The organism is Ideonella sp., assembly GCF_035254525.1.
GTDB lineage: Bacteria > Pseudomonadota > Gammaproteobacteria > Burkholderiales > Burkholderiaceae_C > Ideonella.
The window spans coordinates 1-17,339 of the sequence record NZ_DATFAN010000140.1 but is presented as its reverse complement, the minus strand read 5'-3'; the positions used below and the strand labels follow the sequence as shown (position 1 = coordinate 17,339).

Below are 17,339 nucleotides of genomic sequence, written 5' to 3'. Positions count from 1 at the left end.
CGCTGACGATCACCTTGGCCACCGGCTTCACGCACTTGGGCACGCTGATCTCGCGCTCGTGCACGTCGCTGGCATCGGCCAGGGCCAGCGGGACGGCGAACGCCGCAAGAATGCCGGCGGCAAGCTTGGCGGTCATGTTTTTTTCCTCCTGATGTATGTGATGAGCCCAGCCGCAGGGCAATACGCGCGGCGGAGTGCGCACCATAGGGAGACGCCGCGTCGCGGGCCATCCCCTGGAAGGCGGGACTGTGTTGCTGGATGTCAGCAGACCGTCGCATCTACGGCCGAGGCTCAGCGCGTGCTAGCAGCAGTGGCCTAGCGTCAGCGATATCGCCGGTAGCTGGTCCTGCTGACTGCGAGCGGCGCAAGTGAGAGTTCACCTGAACCGTCGGGGCCCTTGACAGCGATCGGTATGAAAGAGTCCGCGAACGTACTTTCGCCTTGGCCGAGATTCCCCCGGAGACCGCTGCCCCAGACCAGCACGTTGCCATCTGAGGTGAGTGCCAAACTGTGACCGAACCCGGACGCTAATCCGACCATATTGCTGAGTTGCCCGGTTCCGTTTTCACTGACAACGGGCGCCGGCAACAAGCCTTGATTGACTCGCGGATGATTGGCGCCGTCGCCCAATTGACCATTTTGCGAGTATCCCCAAGTGAAGGCGTTTCCGTCGGCATCCAGTGCCAACGCGTGGTTGCCTCCCGCGCTGATCGAGGCAATATTGGACAGTTCCCCGCTGCCTGCAGAGTCCTTCACGATGACCGCCTGTCGGTACGTGCCCTGCTGCACGCCTTGCCCGATCTGGCCGAAGGGATTGGCGCCCCACGCGTACACCTTGCCGTCTGCCGCAAGTGCCATCGCGAAGTTGTAGCCCGCCGACAGCGACACCATGCCCGACAATGGACTTCCATCGAGGGCTCGGGTGATAAAGCGCGGCAATGGTTGGACCGGTATGGTGGAGGATGCGCCTGTCACTCCACTGGAGTTGAAACCCCAGGCCACGATGCGTCCGTCTTGCATGAGTGCCAAGCTGTAGTTCCAGCCGGCAGCAATCGCAACCACTTCGTGCAGAACGCCCGAACCATCGGGCGTCTTTACCTTCAATGGGTAGACCACGTGGTCCGCGCCTGAACTCCCTTGTGCCGCGTAATTGCCCCAGGCGTAGATGGTTCCGTCATCAGCCAGCGCGACGCAATTCGAGTCGCCTGCACTGACCGCCACAATGTGATTCAACGAACCGTTGTTGGCAGCATTGGGCATCTTTGCGGGCAGGGAGATCTGGTCTTGCTGCGTGAAAGCCACCGTGGCGCCTTGACCCCAGACGTACACTTCTCCATCCTCCGTCAACGCCAGAACTGAGCGGTTACCGGCTGAGGCGGCCACGATGCCGTTTAGCTCACCGGTACCAGTGGGATTCTTGACTGGAACAGGTAATGCCTTGTACGCGAGCGCGTCTTCGTTCAGCCCCTGCCCCAAGACACCAAATGAGTTCGCGCCCCAGGTGAACAACTGACCGCTCGGCGCAATGACAGCATTGAAGCCACCAGATCCCGTCGAACCGGTCTGATTGGTGGCGATCGTGGCTCGCTGCGGTATCACCTTGATGGCGACATCCCGACTGACGCCTCCCCCGCTCACGGTAATGTTGAAGGTTCCCAAGCGATAGCCGGTCATCGTGCTGCAGTCGCCCGACAGCGCGATGGTGGAAGCGTCCGCAGTGGAACACGAAGGGTGTGGGATGAGAGTGCCTGTTCCATCCCTGAGTGATACCTGCAGCGATGTCGCGCGGTTCCATTCAGCACGGCCATCCGCTGGCGCCACCAAGGTCGCCGTCGCCTGAGATGACGTGGCCTGACCGGATGCCGACGCGGGCGCGCTGGCGCCACCGCCCCCACATGCAGACATGACAAAGCTGGCGGCAAAAGCCACCCGCAATTGATAGCTCATTGAAACTCCCTCGCTGTCTTCGACGCTCTCGCGCACTGCTAGAGAACGCGAGACTACGGACTCAAGCCAACGGCGCACACCCCATGACAGGGGATTGACCGTAACCGCTTGAAAAGAGGCACCCGCTCAACTCAGCGCGAGGGCGATCGCCATGCCGAGTCGCAGTCCGAATTGCTTGATCGAACCAGCGCGCAACTCGACGGCCACCGCAGCTCCCGCGCACGCGGCAGCGCGCCAAGGCCTCAGGTTCGACACCATCTTGATGACGGTGCCGTCGCGCCGAAGGAATACCACGTCGATCGGATAACGCATGCCGAGCGTATGCACAGACGCGCAGGGTGTGATCCACAGCCCGCAAGAATCGTCCAGGGAGGCTGTGGCCAAAAGGCCAATGGCACGCGACCACCATGTGTCGGCGCGGCGCACCCGATGTTGCGTCACCTCGCCGTCTATCCGTAGCCTGATGCCGGCACCACCCACTACAGGCCCGAACTCAGAAATTTCACAACGATCGGAAAGCCAATCACGACGAAAGTGCACGGGAAAATGAAAAGGATCAACGGGCCGAGCATCTTTACCGGCGCTTCCATTGCGAGCTTTTCGGCGCGTTGAAAGCGCTCGACGCGCCGCTGGTCGGACTGCGCGCGCAAGATGGGGCCAAGGCTCGACCCCATCAGTTCGCCTTGCACGAGCGCGCTGGTGAGGCTCGAGATCGGCGCGTAGTCGAGCCGGTCGGCGAAGTCGCGCAGCGCCTCCACGCGCGGCTTGCCGGCGCGCACGTCGCGCAGGACGCGATTGATCTCGAGCACCAGCGGGCCGGGCTTGCACTTGTCGACCGCCTTCTGCAATGCGCCGGTGAGATTGAGGCCGGACTCGATCGACAGCGTCACGATGTCGAGGAAGAAGGGAAGCGCCTTGAGGATCGCAAGGTTGCGCTTCTTGGTGTGGTCCTTGAGCCAGAGTTCGGGGTAGGCGAAGCCGAAGCCGCCACCGACCAGCACGCCGCTCCAGAAGTGCTCCGAGCCGCCGAGCGCGATGCCCATGAGCGCGCCGACGATCAGCGCCACGATCTTGCCGCCGAAGAATTGCTGCGGCGTCAGGGCGTACTCCTGACCTGCTCGACGCAAGCGCGCCAGCAGGGCCGCGTGGCGCTGCGGCGTCAGCATGAAGGCGAAGGTGTTGCCGAAGATGTTGACCAGCGGCCACAGCATGCGAAAGCCCCGCGGCGGTCGATCGCGGTACGCTTCTTCGGCGCGTCCGAGCTCAACGACGAGCCGGTAGACGGCGAAGGCTGCGGTGGCGAGCGCCAGGCCCACCATAATGGCGACGACCAGGGTGTTCATACGTCGATGGTGACGATCTTGCGGATAAAGAAGCCGCCCAGCAGCAGCATCACGAAGACGCCGGCCATCACGCCCCAGCCGTACAGCGTCGTGAACAGCGGCATCATGGCATCGGGGTCCATCACATACAGGATTCCCGCCAGGAACAGCGGCAGCATGCCGACGATGATGCCCTGCAGCTTGCCCTGCGACGTGAGCGCCTTGATCTTGCCTTCCATCGCCGCCTTGGCGAGCAACGTCGACGCGAGCCGATCGAGGATCTCCGACAGATTGCCGCCCACTTCCTTGGCGATGCTCAGCGCCGAGACGAAGAGATGGATCTCCTCGGCGCCGAGGCGTTCGGCCATTCCATGCAGCGAGTCTTCGAGCGCGAGCCCCAATCGCTGCTCGCGCAGCAGCAGCGAGAACTCCTGCGACAGGGGCGCCGGGCTTTCCTGCACCACCATGTCGAGCGCCTGCTGCAGGCTGGCCCCTGCGCGCAGCGAGCCGCCCATCATGGTGAGGCCATCGGGCAACTGCGCGACCAGCTTGGCAAGTCGCCTGCGCCGCAGCACGCCCCAGGCCGCCCGCGGCACCACGCCGCCTGCGATCGCCGCCATCACCGCGAAGAACGGCGTGCCCGTGACGAACCACGCGAGCATTGGCAGCAGCAGGAAGGCCAGCAGCGTGCCGCGAAACACGGAGCGCGGATCGACGAAGACAAACATGTCTTCCAAGGACAGCTTCGCCTGCTCGGTGAAGTTCGCACGCCATCGCAGGTAGGCCGCGCGCATAGCCCACACCGCCGCGAACACGGCGCCGAAGATCATCGCCGCGACCAGTGCCAGCTCGCCTTTCACCCGCCGATCCTCGCGCCCAGACTCTTGGTGCCGGCCATCCCGTCGTTGAAGATGGCCAGGTCCAGCGGCACGCCGATGCGCGCGAGCTCCTCGTAGAACTCAGGCACCGAGCCGCGGCCGGTGAAGTGACCGGCCGTCTTGCCGTCGGGTCCGACGCCGGTCTGCACGAAGGCGAACATCTCCTGCAGTTGGATCTTGCCGCTCTCCACGCCCGTCACCTCTACGATGCTGGTGATCTTGCGCGTGCCACAGGCGAAGCGTGTCTGCTGCACGATGATGTCCACCGCCGAGGCGACCTGCTCGCGGATCGCCGTCACCGGTAGCTCCATGCCGGCCATCAGGACCATCACCTCCAGCCGCGCGAGCATGTCGCGCGGGCTGTTGGCGTGCGCGGTGGTGAGCGAGCCGTCGTGGCCGGTGTTCATGGCCTGCAGCATGTCGAGCGCCTCGCCGCCGCGGCACTCGCCCACCACGATGCGATCGGGCCGCATGCGCAGCGAGTTCTTGACCAGGTCGCGGATGGTGACGCTGCCCTTGCCTTCGATGTTGGCCGGACGCGCCTCCATCGACACGATGTTGGCGTGGTGCAGCTGAAGCTCTGCCGCGTCCTCGATGGTGACGATGCGCTCGTCGTCGGGGATGAAGTTAGACAGGATGTTGAGCAGCGTCGTCTTGCCCGAACCCGTGCCGCCGGAGATCAGCACGTTCTTACGGTGCTCCACGCAGATGCGCAGGAACTCGACCATCGCGGCACTGGCCGAGTTGAAGTGCAGCAAATCCTCGGCGCCCAGCTTGCGCTTGGAGAACTTGCGGATCGTGATCGACGGCCCCTTGAGCGCCAGCGGAGGAATCACCGCGTTGACGCGCGAGCCGTCCTTCAGGCGCGCGTCGACCATCGGGGAGCTCTCGTCGACGCGGCGTCCGATCGGGGCGACGATGCGCTCGATGATGCCCTGCACCGCGCGGTCGCTGGTGAAGCTCACCGGCCAGCGCTGCAGCCGACCGGCACGCTCCACGAACACCTCGTCGGCGCGATTGACCATGATCTCGGTGATCGACGCGTCGGCCAGCATCGGCTCCAGGGGGCCGAGGCCGATCGCTTCGTCGCGCACCTCGGCCAGCAGCCGATCGCGGTCAATGGCCTTGGGCAGGTCCTCGAGCTTGTCGATGAGCTCCAGGATCAGCCGCTCCGTGAGCTGCCGCAGGTTGTCGTCTGTCATGCGGTGCGTGTCGGTGCGGCGCACGTCGAACGCATCGAGCAGGCGCTCGTGCAGGATGCGGCGCAAGCACAGGAACTCGGCGTCGTCCTGCGGTGGCGCGGCGGTCACCGCGTCGCGCCTGGCGGCGGCCACCGGGTCGCCCTCGCGCGCACGCGGCGCTGCCTTGGTCGCCGACGCCGCCTTGCCGTTGAGGCCGATGCCCTGCCCGAATGCCTCTGCGCCGCCCGAGGCACCGTGGCCGCTGTCGCCACCGTGACTTGGCGCGGCGCCGTTTGGCCGCTGCCAGCGCACCCGCAGGGCGTGGCCACCGATGCGCAGCTCGTCGCGCTCGTCGATCGGGCGTGCTTGATCGACTTTCTTGTCGTTGAGCAGCGTGCCGAAGGTCGAGTCGAGGTCGCGCACGAACACCCGGTCGTTGGAGACGAACACCTCGGCGTGACGCTTGCTCACCCGCCAGCCGGGCAGCGTCACCTGGCAGCGCTCGTCCTTGCCGATCAGGGCGCGCCCGCCATCGACCTCCAGCCGGCGGCGCCCGTGGGTTTGGTCGTCGAGAAGAATGATCAGCATGGCGTCGTCTCAGGGGCCCGCGCCCGACGCGGCCGGGGCCGGCGGGGTCGGACGCGACAGCAGATCCGCTGGCGCGGGCTCGATGCGCTCGGAGAGCTTGTCCTCGGTGGCCTGGCGCAATTCCTGCCCGCGTTCGATCGCCACCTTGTTCAGCGCGCTCTCGGGGGTCACGACGCGAGGGTTGACCACGAGGAACAACTCCGTCTGCTCCAGCCGCGCCTCCTTGGCCCCGAACAGGTAGCCGACGACGGGAATGCGCCCCAGGCCGGGCAGCGCATCTGAGGACTTATCCACCTTCTGTCGCAGCAGGCCCGCGATCACCAGCGGCTCGCCCTGCTTGAGCGCGACCTGCGTCTCCGCGCGGCTGCTGGTGAAGGCGACGAAGCCCTGGTTAGTGTTGCGCGGATCGGGCTCGCTCACCTCGATGGTGATCACCGATTCGATGTTGCCGCTGCCGTCGGCGACCGGCCTGAACTCGACCACCACGCCGTACTTCTTGTACTCCACGCCGATGGAGCCGTTGCCTTGCGCCACCGGGATCGGGATCTCGCCGCCGGAAAGGAATTTGGCCTCGCCGCCGCTGCGGCAGCTCAAGCGCGGCTCGGCCAACGTCCAGGCGTCGCCCTTCTCCTCGAGCAGGCTGAGCGCGGAGGTGAGCTGCGTGGCCAGGCCGACGTAGCTGGCGATCGCATGCGAGGTATTGACGGCCGGGAAGCCGGCATTGTCTGCCGGGCGCCAGGGCGTGTTGGAGTAGAACAGGCTGTTGGTCGCGATGGTTGGTCCGTTCGAGGTCGTGGCCCACTTGATGCCGAGCTGATCGAGTGCGCGCTTCTTCACCTCGACCACGCGCAGGTCGAGTTGCACCATGCGCTCGAGCTGCAGCGGATCCGCATCGGCTGGCTTGGCAGGAACCAGGTTGAGCACCTGTGGGAAGGTGTCGGCCAGCGCCTTCACCTTCACGGCGGTCTCGGTGTCGGGATAGCGGCCTTCGATGACGATGCGCTCGCCGACCATGCGCGTGTGCAGCGAAGGGGTGTCCTTGAGGAAGCCGGTGAGATCGGCGAGCAGCTTGTCGTAGCGCACCGCTTGTACCTGCACCGCGTACGCGATCTGCCGCCCGTTCTTCAGCCACACATGCATGGTGGTGTCGCCCGGCGTCTCCGCCAGCAGGACGATCTGGTTGTCGTCGACCACCGTGGCTTTCACCACCTTGCCGTTGCCGATGGCGATGCGCGAGACGTTCGGCAGCGAGATGGTGCTCACCTCGCCCACGGTCATGACACGGCGCGACCCGGCCTCGATGACGGCAGGGACGCCGCGCGCCACGCCGGTCGCGCGGGCCATCGCCACGCGCTGTGTTTCGATCATGCTGCCGCTCACCGACGGCGCCGTCGGCGTCTGGGCGACGGCGCCCAGCGCCACCATGGAAATGCATGCGACGGCGAGCCGCGGTCCGTGAGCTGACAAGGTGTCCTCCAACGAGTGGTCGTTATGCGGCGCACGCCGTGCGCATCAGGGATCAGTGGATCGCGGGGGTCGACGGCTTCGCATTGAGATTGGGCGCGAGGCGCGCCAACTGCACTTCGGCGGGTCCGCCGCCCGAGCCGCCCACGATGTATTCGACGAGCCGCCCCTGCGGCGCAGCGCCGTTCGTGCGGCCCAGCAGGCTCATGGTGGTCAGCGCATGCGTGCCGTTGGTCGCGCCGTCGTCCGGATGGCGCAGCACCGCCGTGATCTGGCCCGAGGCCTTGGCGACGATGATGCGGTCCGCATCCAGCGGCGAGACCTCGAGCGTGATGGTCGAGAAGCTGCGCTCCTTGCCGTTCTCGTCGGCGCGCTTGGTCACGGTCTGGTCGGTGGCCAACACAGTGACGTTGGACAGCAAGGGCATGGTCATCTCCTCGCCGTTCTGAGCCCCGCGCGTGCTGTAGATGAGGTCGATGCGGTCACCCGGGCGCAGCATGCCGGAAATGGAATTCACTGCGTCGACTTCGAAGGTCAGCGCGCGCAGGCCCTTCTTCAGCGTAGCCGAGAACACGCCGGCCCCATGGCCCTCGGCGTAGGCAGGCAGCAGCGGCTCGCCGCGTCGCAAGGGCAAGGCCAGGCGCTGCCGCTCGAAGGCATCGAACTCCTGCGGCCGCACCGCCGAGGTATGCACGAACTCCTTCGGCACGCGGCGCACCGCCACCACGTCGGACGACAGCGTCTCGCCCCGCTCGAGGTCGCGCTTGGCCACCACCACGTCGACCAGTTCGTGCCCTTTGCTGGCAGCCGCCTCGAGCTCGCTCATGCGCCGCTGGATCAGCGAGTTGCTGAGGTAGACGGCCCCCGCGCCCAGCAGCACGGCCGCGCCGAGCAGCAGCCAGTTGGTGTTGATCTTCGGTTTGGAAAACGCCATGGCAGGCCTCGACTCAGGGCAATGACAGGAAGTAGGTCAGGTTGCGGAAGAACAGCTTGATCATGTCCGCCAGGAACTGCGCTCCAGTGCGGCCGCCGAACTGGCCCAGGGGGACGAACAGCGCGCCCACCAGCACGATGGCAATCACGGCGTACTCGACCATTCCCTGGCCGCGTTGCATGCGCCGCGCCGGCTGCATGGGCTTCATCGTGCCGCTCCTTGCGTCGTGCTCACGAGGTTGGCCGAAATGAAGGTGCGCCGGTCCGACTCGCGCCAGGCGATGGTCATGTCGATGGCCTCGTCGGCCCTGTCGAAGACGCCGACCCAGGCTCGCACGCCGGGGGCCGGCTGGCTGGCATGCTCCTGCGTCAGCGCAAAGCCGCGCCGCGCCCACTCGTCGCGAAAGCGCCGCAGGTTCAGCTCGAAGCCGTCGTCGCTGACCATGCTCACCAGCCAGCTGTGCTTGGGCCCGTCCAGCGACTCGGTGACCTGAGTGACCCGTGTGTTCGGCCAGGTCGGCCAGTTGCGCGGGAGATAGTCGGCCTTGAAGTCGCCAAAGTCGGCGACGCTCAGCATTCCTTCGCTGCCCTGCGGCGAGCGGGAACGCACCTGCACCACCATCTGGTAGCGGTCCTGCAGCATGGCGATGCTTCGCCAGCCCGCGGCCGACGTCTCGCGCGGCACCAGTGAATTGGCCGAGCGCGACCAGCGGCTGCGGTAATGGTCGAGCACCTCGTCGGGCGACAGTTCGGATTCGAAGTGCTCGATCCGCGATGGCAGGCCGTTCACGCGAACGTCCCGCCCGACCCATTCCACCTTGGAGCGCGGCGGGTCTGGAAGCTCCGGCCATCCCGACCCGGCGGCGCACGCCATGCCGGCCAGCAGGCCGAGCGGCAAGAGCGCGACCCGGCGCATGCTCACATGCATCCTTCCGGCGAGGCATACGGCGAAAGCCGGTTGTTAGGCACCACGTCGGGCTTGATGCAGCCGAGCTCGGGGCCGGCGGGCTCGAACAAGCCCATGATGAAACTGAGCCCGCCACGCAATCCGCTCGGAAGTCGCGCCAAGGGCACCACCGTGGCCGCAGCGTCGCGCGTGCCGCGCGAGCCCGAGCTTCCTAGGCCGTCGCCGGCGGTGGCTGTCGCCGCCGCGATCTTCAGCGGGCTCGGGCTGCTGGTGGACAGGTCCAGCTTGTTGGCCAGAGTCACCTCGACCTGGGCCACGGTGGCAGGCCGGTACGTCTTGCCTGCGCTGCTCGTCATCACGTTCATGAAGCGCCCGGCAGCCGCCAGGTTCAAGTTCGTGGTTCCGAATGTCAGAGAGACGTCGTTGGGCGAATTGAGCAGCCTGGTGCCGCTCAGGTCGTGCCACAGCGGCGGCGCGTCGGTGCCGTTGGCATTGACGGCCGTGTCGTCCGACTGGAGGCGCCCGTTGTTCCTGCCTCCATATAGGAAGAAGCGCGCGCGCATCTGGTCTCGCAGCGTGTTGTCCGAGGGTGTGCCGTTAGGCTGCATGGCCCGCTGGAATGCCGCGTACCGGCTTGCCTGGACTGCAGACTGCTGCACGTCGCTGTAGCGCCCGGCGTAGCTCACCGCGAGGAACAAAGGCAGCAGCACCGCCAGCGCGACCAGGAACTCCACCATCGACTGGCCGCGTTGATCACTTCGACAGATCACGCCGTTCATCAGTGGCTCCCAAGAGGCGACTTCGTGGGTTGATGCAGGAAGGCGACCGCCTGGGGGCGCGTGAAGCGTTCGGCCGGTATGGCTGCGCCTTCCGACAGGCTCACCAGCTGGAGGTTTCCGAATGCCGCGATCTCGGCAACCACGGCCGGAAGATGCTGGCCTGTCAGTGAGCGGTCGTCGCTCCTGCGCTCGAGTTCCACGGGTCGCCCATGGCCCTTGAAGAAGTGATAGGGGCGCTTGTCGTACAGGCACGAGTCGAAGCTGCCGTCGCTTGCGGGAGGCAGCGAGCCCGCCCGCGCCGCGATGGCGCTGTACCAGATGCACCGCGCACCCTGGCCGGCATCGTCCCTGGGCAGGTTGGCGATGTTCAGGGGCGGCGGCTGACGGCGGCATTCATCCTCGGCGCCCCACGGGCTTTGCTGCACATCGCCATCGCCCGCTTCGGCAGGAGCGCCGCTCAGCATCTCGGCCAGCGGCGCGTTCGATCCCTTCAACATGTTCTCGCAGGTCCGATCGATCTGCACCGACCGCGAACTGAACACCGCCAGCTGGCAGTGGTTGGCGGGATCGGCACCGATCGCGCGGTCCACTTCGAACTTCGCCCACAGCGCTCCGTCGAAGATCTCTTCCTCCTCGTGCACCACGAGCGAAGCCAGGACGGCGTCCGACGGCATCGGCGCCGGCACGATCGGCCGCCCCAGCGACGCCAGGCAGCCGCCGTAGCGCAGCTCGATGCTGTTCTTCATGCCAGCGAGGTCCGCATGCCCGGCACGCACGACGCGCAGCGGCGGGAGGCGGCTGCCATCGGCCTGCACCTTGTCACAACCGGTCGCTGCGAAGACCGCCAGCGCGCATGCGGCGGTCCGAAGCAGCCAGGCCGCCGTCATCGCTGCCCTCCGGGTGTGAAGCGCACCAGCGCGGCGTTCGCGGGCGGGCCCACCAGCGCCATCAGCGCCGCCTTCTCGCCTTGGGTGAGGTCGGTGACGCGCGCCTGCCAATAGGGGCTGAACAAGGAGCCGTACTCCTTCGCGCCGTCCGGGCGCCAGAGCGAGCTTGCAGTCGCATCGTTGGCGAGCCCGCGCTGCGGGCGCTCGAAGAACACCACACCCTTGGACAAGGCGCTCAGCTTGTTCGCACTGAGCTGCTCGTCCATTTCGGACGAGCCCGAAGGCGACGCGTGGGCCACGCCCATGCCCATCTCGTGGCTGGTCATCGTGTTGGCCTGCGGCCGCTGCACCGCGACAAGGAAGTCCAGGTGCAAGCTGGCGCGGTTCGCGGCGCTCTTGTCGCGGATGTCGTAGACCGACGGAACGCCGGTCCAGCTGCGGTGCGAGTGGCCGCGCGCGCCGTCCTGGTAGGCCAGGGCCTGAACGGTGTGACCCGGCGACCAGGTGCTTCCCGCGCTGCCGCGCCGGTCGGCATTGGCGCGTCCCCAGCCCACCGGAATGCCCCAGTCCCAGCGCATCTTGCCGAAGTTCCAGGTGCCGATCTCGAGCGTGTCCTCGGTCTCCCAGCGGTCATAGTTCACCAGCGCGGAGCCGCCTCGCTTCTGCTCGTTGGCGACGAAGGGGATCGTGATGTTGAGCAAGGCCACGCCGGGACGGCTGGTCGTGAACTGATCGCGCGAGTCGAGCAGCACCTGCTTCGTGTCGCCGCGCCGGTTGGCCGTGTACCAGGTCGTGAAGCCGAGCCATTGGCGCTCATTGGCAAGGAAGGTGGCGGTGCGCACGCCGGGGCTGTTGTCGATCTGCAGACCCGCGTCGCCGTGGCCGTTGAAGTTGGCACGATTGGCCTGCACCACGGTGCTGGCCGCGTTCTCCGCCAGCGGGCCGCAGGCGCCGATCACCGTCAGGTGCGCCACGCGAAAGCCATCCTTGATCAGCTCCATCGCAGGGATGAGCCAGTTCGTGAAGGTGGTGACGCCGCTGCGCAGGTTGCCCGCGATGGTGGACGCCTGCTGGAACACGCGGGCGATCGCGGGGCCCACGTACGGGATGAAGTTGGTGACGATGCCGATGTTGCGGCCCGTGGTCTGAGCGTAACCCAACCACGACTCCAGGCTCAGCGTCTGCGCGATGAAGACCTCGTTCGCGATGATGGAGCGGTTGTTGTATGCCACGAGGTTGAGGACCCGCGCCTCCACGGTGGCGCCGGCCAGCGCCGCAGCGTCGGCGGCGTTGACCGTCTTCTCCTTCGCAACGGTGAGCTGGCCCACGTTGTACACGCCGTACATGACCGCGACAGCGGCCGCCATGGTGCCCAGCAGCCAGACCATGGCCTGCCCGCGCTGGCGCAGCGCAGCGCGGCGTGGACAACGCATCGATCCCAGTTGCGCTATGTTCATCGTGCTCGCTCCCGTGTGTCGCATTGCCATCGGGTCGCTGCCGGCGTCAGGACGCCTTCACCAGGTCCACGCGCCGGTTCTGTGCGCGTCCTGCCTCGGTGGTGTTGTCGGCCACCGGCTTGTCCGCGCCGTACCCCGCCGCGCTCAGCCGCTTGGCGTCGACGCCTTGCGCCACCACGGCCTTCATCACGGCCTGCGCGCGGGCCAGCGAGAGCTGCTGGTTCGATTTCGCCGACCCGACGTTGTCGGTGTGGCCCTGAATGGCCAGCTTCAGCGCCGGATCGCCCTTGAGCAGCGTCGCGATCTCCTGTACTACCGTCCGGCCGTCGTCCTTGAGCTCGGCCTTGCCGGTGTCGAACTTGATGTGCAGCATCGCGACGCCGGTCTTCTTGATCTGCTCGGCCATCTGCCCTGCCTTGACCGACTGGTCCATCACCTGCGGCTCGACGATGGTCAGGCGGTAGTTGTAGGCATTGGTGATGTTGAGCACAGCGATCGGCGGCTGCGCTGCCGACGACAGAGTGAACAGGTGGTCGCCGGTGCTGAGCCCGATGGGGCTGCTCGCATCGAAGCCTTCGTTGAGCTGGCGTCCGCCCAACTGCTTCGCCGCATTGAGGTAGTTGCGATAGATCTTCAGTTCGCCGGGCGGCGTTCCCTCGAGCGTGCCGTAGTCCATGGTCGTGACGCGGCCCTCATAGGTCACGCTCGTCTTGCCGACCAGTCTGCCCGCGGGCGAGACGGTCACGACACCAAAGTCCTGCGTGGACTTGCTGGTCAACGTGGTGCCGGCCACGCGCGACAGCAAAGGATGGTCCTTCTGCTCCTGTGCCGCCGCCGACGCGCACAGCGCGACGCACGCCAATGCACTCCACCACACACGACGCCAATGAAAGAGGAACTGGTTCATATAGTGCTGTTTAGCGTGGCAACAGAAAGCGAAACGACGGCCCAAAGCCGACGTTTCGCTCCCGCGTGATCTCTCAGTGGTTGCCGACGTTGTCGGAGAACTGCGCCAGGCCCCGTTGACGTGCAGCGTCGGTCTGGGCAGCCTGCCCAGCCTGGGTGGCCTGCGTCTGCGCCTGCGTGGCCTGGGCTTGTTGGCCCGCCAGGCCGGCCGCGATGGCGCCCGTCTGGTTGCGCACGGTGCGGCCGAAGAAGTTGTAGACACCGATGGCGGCGATCGCAATCAACGCCACGATGATGATGTACTCGGTCATGCCCTGCCCGCGGATGCGGCGCGATTTGACGAAACGTTTCATGAGGAATCCTCTCTGGGTGGATGGACGCATTCGCTGGAAATGTCGTGACCGGCGCACGCCTTTTCCGGCGCCGCGCGACGTTAGCGCTACGAGTTCTCGTGACCCATCCCCCTAACGGGGTGACTTTGCAACGGAACGAAATTGTTTGTGACCGGTTCGCTTTTGATCGCCGAATGTCTTGAGCGTGACCGGGTGCTTGTGGATACTGCGCGGCCACACAGGAGAGGCTCACAGCAACCAGCACGTCGCGCCGTCATGCCCAACGTCGTATTCGCGGCGTCGCTGACGCGATGGCGTGACCCCGCCCGCTGTCCAAGCAACACGCCGCTATGTCGCTCAAGGTCACACGTCCCACGCGCCGTCGCTCGGGCGACCTCTTCGCGGCAGCCATCTGCGGCGGCGTCGTGGGCCTGTGCTGCGGCGCGCCCGGCCTGTGGCCCGCCTGCCTCGCAGCCCTGGTTGGCTTGAACGCACTTGTCATCGTGAGCTCGCGAGGCACCCATGGCCGATCGCTCGCGATCGTTGCCGTGGCATGCGCGGCCTGGCATGGAGGCGCCGCATGGTGGGCCCTGCTCGCGGTCCATGAAGACGGGACCTGGATGCCACGACTGTGGCAGGTCGTGATCGTCGCCATCGTCATGGGCTCTCAGGCTTTGTGGTTCGCCGGCTCGTGGCTTGCCGTGCGCACGATGCTCTTGCGCAGCGGCCCTGCCCTCCCGCCGTCCGCGTCGTCGGCCGGCTGGGCCTGGTGTCTTGCCTTCGCGAACGGTGATGTACTTCGCCAACTCGGCTGGACCGGCGATCCGTACGGAAACCTAGCCGTCGCACTGGTCGACGCGCCGGGCGTGGCGGGACTGCTGCCGTGGGTGGGCGGCCAGGGCGTCACGTGGATCGCAATGGCGCTCGCCACCGCGCTCGCCATCACCGCTTTGCAGTGGATCCAGACCGGAGCACCGCGCATCACACCGCTTGCGTGCGCATCGATGGGGTGGTCGGTTGCTTTGGCGGGCGTCGTCGTCGGATGGCTGCCGTCGACCGCCGAGTCGACCTTCACGCACGAGCGCGACTCGCGCCTGCAGATTCTGGCCGTACAGCCGGTCATCGCGGGCCGGGGAAGCTGGTCGCGCGAGCTTCGCGACAAGGCCATCGCGTTGCTCGACGATGCCATCGCCCAGGCGGCCCCGGGCACCGTGATCGTCACCCCCGAGAGCTACCTCGCGGAGCCGCCGCCGGATCATGCCGAGGGCATGTGGGCGGACTTGCAGCGGCAGATAGCGTCCCACGAGGTTCATCTTGTCGTCGGTATGCCGCAAGTCGCGCGCGACGAAAGCGGCACGCATCTGATGAATGTCGCCTTGCACCTGGCGCCGCAGCGTCAGTCAATCTACGCCAAGGAGCGCCTCGTCCCTGCAGCCGAATACCTTCCATGGCCCGACCTGTTCGGCGCGTTCTATGCGCGCGTGTTCAAGGGGGCGCGACAGGGCGAGTGGCCAGCGCCGCCCGAGCTCACCGCGCCCTTGTATGTCGGCGGCGTCGAAATCGGCATGTCGATCTGCCATGAACTGTCTTTCGCCTCGACGATGGTCGAGCGGGCAGCCGACGCAGGCATGCTGGTCAATTTGTCGCTGGACGGATGGATTCCCAGCGCCGCCTACCGGCAGCAGATGTTGAGCACGGCCCGGGTACGCGCCATGGAGCTCGGCAAGCCGGTGCTGCGGGTCGCCGACGCAGGCGGCTCGGTGCTGTTCGATCAGCGAGGGCATGCCGTGCCGCCGGCGTGGCGCCATCCGGACCTGGCCTCGTTCGCCGACGTGAAGGCGCGGGACGGCCACACCGCCTACCAGCGCATCGCGGCCTGGCTTGCCGCGGCGCCCGTCGTTGCCACAGGCCTCGTCCTTGTCGCGGCCTTCATCCGACATCGCAGCGTCATTCTCCGGAGCTCCACCCCATGAGGCCTTCAGCCATCGGCGCCCAGCGCGGCGTGTCTCTGATCGAGTTCGTGATCGTGTTTCCGCTCGCGGCGCTGTTCGTGCTGGCGCTGATTCAGGTCGGCTTTCTTTTCATGGCGAAGTCGACGTTGAACCACGCCACCTTCATGGCCGCGCGCGCCGGATCGCTGAACAACGCCGATCCAGGCATCATCAGGACGGCACTCGCGCGCGGGCTCAGCCCTTTCTACCAGGACGCCAGCATCGGCAACGATCTCCAGCGCATGACGCTCGCTTACATCAATGCCGACCCGCTGAAGGACAGCGCCTATCGGGACGTGTACCTGCCCGTGCCGTGGAAGACGCAGATCGACATGCTGAATCCTTCGGCCGACACCTTCGCCGACTACGGCGTTCGCGATCCGGTCAAGCGCGTGACCTACATCCCCAACGACAACATCGAGTGGCGACGCACCGACGTCACGGGCAGCGGCACAGCCATCGCCGCTTCGCGCTCGAAGGTCAACATCCGCGACGCCAATCTCCTCAAGCTGCGGGTGGTGTACGGCTACAAGCTCAAGGTGCCACTGGTTGGTTACGTGCTCAAGCGCCTCATGTGCAGCGGCGACACCGGTGTCACCGAATGGGGAAACACGAGCATGGTCGACGCGCTCGAGCGGTCGCATCCCACGGTGTGCGCCAAGTACTACATGTCGGATCCGAACGGCGATGTGCGCGTGCCGATCGAAAGCTTTGCCATCGTCGAAATGCAATCGCGGGCGGAGAAGCCCTGAGAGAGGAGCTCAGTGAACAAAGCAATGTGGTCCAAGGCGCGCGTCGCCCTGGTGGCGGCATCGGCCGCGTGGCTGGCGGCCTGCGGCGGGGGCGGCAATGAGTCCGGGCCGCCCGACCAGATCATGCCGTCGACGACCTCCGTTCATGTCACGGGGCCGGCAGGAGGCTGCGCGACGGGCACCGGCCCCACCGTCTACCTCTTTGGCGGACAACCGCCTTACCGCTTGAGTAACGGCTATCCGAGCGGCATGCAACTGGACAAGACGCAGGTCGACCAGAGTGGACAAGGATTCACCATCACCTTCATCGGCGGCGCATGCATGAGCACGGTGCCGATCACAATCGAAGACACGATGGGCCGGCTGGCCACCGTCCAGGTCACCAATGCGCTGGGCACCTGAAGCGATCCGGCAGGAGCGGTCGGCGCGAATCGTGTCCGGCGCTGTTGCTCGCGTCCTCGCTCGTGTCGCCGATCTCTGTGAGGGTGGCGGACGTCTCGGTCTGCCGGGTCGGCAAGATCGAATTGACCTGGGCGCAGCAGGGGAGCACGCCGGCGACGGCCTGCGCTTCAGGGATGACGCGAGCCGCGCCCCTCTTCAACGCAGGCGCTGCGCGATTCGCTTCGAGTCGAGTCAGCTGAACAGCCTTCGCGCCGCCGCCGACCCTGCCGCCAAGTCACGCGCCTGCAGCTTTTCGTAGAGCTGCCCGAGTTCGCCGCCGATCGCGGCGAAGCCCTCGGGGCTCAATGCTCGGCCGTGGTCGTCGACGATGGCCGCGTCCATGCCGAGCGACAGTGCCTGCGCGCTCGCTTGCCAGGCGGCGAAGGGCTCGGCCTGCGGATCCGTTTGCGGGACGTCGAAGCTCAGCGTCACGTCGCGCACGGCGGCCTTGTTGGGATCGTCGGCGAAGGCCGCCTGCGAGTCGAAGGTGAGGATCAGCACCGGCGGCGCCCCGTCTTCGGTCGAAGGCAGCACGAGCCGGCCGGGGACGACCCCGGCGACGAATCCGTGGCGG

17 protein-coding genes and 1 pseudogene are annotated in these 17,339 nt (G+C 66.5%); 3 read left to right on the top strand and 15 right to left on the bottom strand.

Features of this window, described 5'->3' with window-relative positions:
- Positions 1–321 precede the first annotated feature (321 nt).
- The 14 genes from VJ693_RS14180 to VJ693_RS14115 form a co-directional block, all read right to left on the bottom strand.
- A complete protein-coding gene (locus tag VJ693_RS14180) occupies positions 322–1,947 on the bottom strand; it encodes a hypothetical protein (protein WP_324155104.1) in 1,626 nt (541 codons plus the stop codon).
- Positions 1,948–2,073: 126 nt separating this feature from the next.
- Entirely contained in the window at positions 2,074–2,373 is a 300-nt protein-coding gene (locus VJ693_RS14175) for a DUF192 domain-containing protein (protein ID WP_324155105.1), read from the bottom strand.
- Between the two features lie 53 nt (positions 2,374–2,426).
- A complete protein-coding gene (locus VJ693_RS14170) occupies positions 2,427–3,290 on the bottom strand; it encodes a type II secretion system F family protein (RefSeq protein ID WP_324155103.1) in 864 nt (287 codons plus the stop codon).
- Positions 3,287–4,129 carry a type II secretion system F family protein gene (locus tag VJ693_RS14165; protein WP_324155101.1) on the bottom strand — a complete coding sequence of 281 codons (843 nt, stop codon included), beginning with the start codon at positions 4,127–4,129 and terminating at the stop codon, positions 3,287–3,289. Before VJ693_RS14165 ends, VJ693_RS14170 begins: the two co-directional genes overlap by 4 nt.
- Positions 4,126–5,916, bottom strand: coding sequence for an ATPase, T2SS/T4P/T4SS family (locus tag VJ693_RS14160; RefSeq protein WP_324155100.1), 1,791 nt, complete (start codon positions 5,914–5,916; stop codon positions 4,126–4,128). Before VJ693_RS14160 ends, VJ693_RS14165 begins: the two co-directional genes overlap by 4 nt.
- Before the next feature lie 9 nt (positions 5,917–5,925).
- The gene (locus tag VJ693_RS14155; RefSeq protein WP_324155098.1) at positions 5,926–7,383 is read right to left on the bottom strand and encodes a type II and III secretion system protein family protein; all 1,458 of its coding nucleotides are present in this window, start codon (positions 7,381–7,383) and stop codon (positions 5,926–5,928) included.
- Between the two features lie 52 nt (positions 7,384–7,435).
- On the bottom strand, positions 7,436–8,314 hold the full coding sequence (gene cpaB / locus VJ693_RS14150; protein WP_324155097.1) for a Flp pilus assembly protein CpaB: 879 nt from the start codon (positions 8,312–8,314) through the stop codon (positions 7,436–7,438).
- 13 nt (positions 8,315–8,327) lie between these two features.
- Positions 8,328–8,522: a hypothetical protein gene (locus VJ693_RS14145; RefSeq protein WP_324155095.1), complete on the bottom strand. Its 195-nt coding sequence runs from the start codon at positions 8,520–8,522 to the stop codon at positions 8,328–8,330.
- The gene (locus VJ693_RS14140; protein WP_324155093.1) at positions 8,519–9,103 is read right to left on the bottom strand and encodes a hypothetical protein; all 585 of its coding nucleotides are present in this window, start codon (positions 9,101–9,103) and stop codon (positions 8,519–8,521) included. Before VJ693_RS14140 ends, VJ693_RS14145 begins: the two co-directional genes overlap by 4 nt.
- A gap of 128 nt (positions 9,104–9,231) precedes the next feature.
- Positions 9,232–9,999 (bottom strand): TadE/TadG family type IV pilus assembly protein, encoded by a 768-nt coding sequence (locus VJ693_RS14135; RefSeq protein ID WP_324155092.1) that lies wholly within the window; start codon positions 9,997–9,999, stop codon positions 9,232–9,234.
- The gene (locus tag VJ693_RS14130) at positions 9,999–10,886 is read right to left on the bottom strand and encodes a hypothetical protein (protein ID WP_324155090.1); all 888 of its coding nucleotides are present in this window, start codon (positions 10,884–10,886) and stop codon (positions 9,999–10,001) included. The genes VJ693_RS14135 and VJ693_RS14130 overlap by 1 nt, the downstream gene beginning before the upstream one ends.
- Positions 10,883–12,343, bottom strand: coding sequence for a pilus assembly protein TadG-related protein (locus VJ693_RS14125; RefSeq protein ID WP_324155088.1), 1,461 nt, complete (start codon positions 12,341–12,343; stop codon positions 10,883–10,885). Before VJ693_RS14125 ends, VJ693_RS14130 begins: the two co-directional genes overlap by 4 nt.
- A gap of 46 nt (positions 12,344–12,389) precedes the next feature.
- Entirely contained in the window at positions 12,390–13,295 is a 906-nt protein-coding gene (locus VJ693_RS14120) for an OmpA family protein (protein ID WP_324155087.1), read from the bottom strand.
- A gap of 28 nt (positions 13,296–13,323) precedes the next feature.
- A complete protein-coding gene (locus VJ693_RS14115) occupies positions 13,324–13,602 on the bottom strand; it encodes a pilus assembly protein (protein ID WP_324155085.1) in 279 nt (92 codons plus the stop codon).
- Positions 13,603–13,931: 329 nt separating this feature from the next.
- Here VJ693_RS14115 and lnt point away from each other — a divergent pair, with 329 nt between their 5' ends.
- Genes lnt through VJ693_RS14100 form a run of 3 tightly spaced genes read left to right on the top strand, consistent with a single transcriptional unit; the run spans position 13,932 to position 16,726 of the window.
- Positions 13,932–15,554, top strand: coding sequence for an apolipoprotein N-acyltransferase (gene lnt, locus VJ693_RS14110; protein WP_324155083.1), 1,623 nt, complete (start codon positions 13,932–13,934; stop codon positions 15,552–15,554).
- Positions 15,551–16,324: a TadE family protein gene (locus tag VJ693_RS14105; RefSeq protein ID WP_324155081.1), complete on the top strand. Its 774-nt coding sequence runs from the start codon at positions 15,551–15,553 to the stop codon at positions 16,322–16,324. Before lnt ends, VJ693_RS14105 begins: the two co-directional genes overlap by 4 nt.
- A 12-nt stretch (positions 16,325–16,336) precedes the next feature.
- Positions 16,337–16,726, top strand: coding sequence for a hypothetical protein (locus VJ693_RS14100; RefSeq protein ID WP_324155080.1), 390 nt, complete (start codon positions 16,337–16,339; stop codon positions 16,724–16,726).
- Positions 16,727–16,957: 231 nt separating this feature from the next.
- Here VJ693_RS14100 and VJ693_RS14095 read toward each other — a convergent pair.
- Positions 16,958–17,339 (bottom strand): annotated as a pseudogene (locus VJ693_RS14095) (cell division protein FtsZ); the annotation flags it as partial.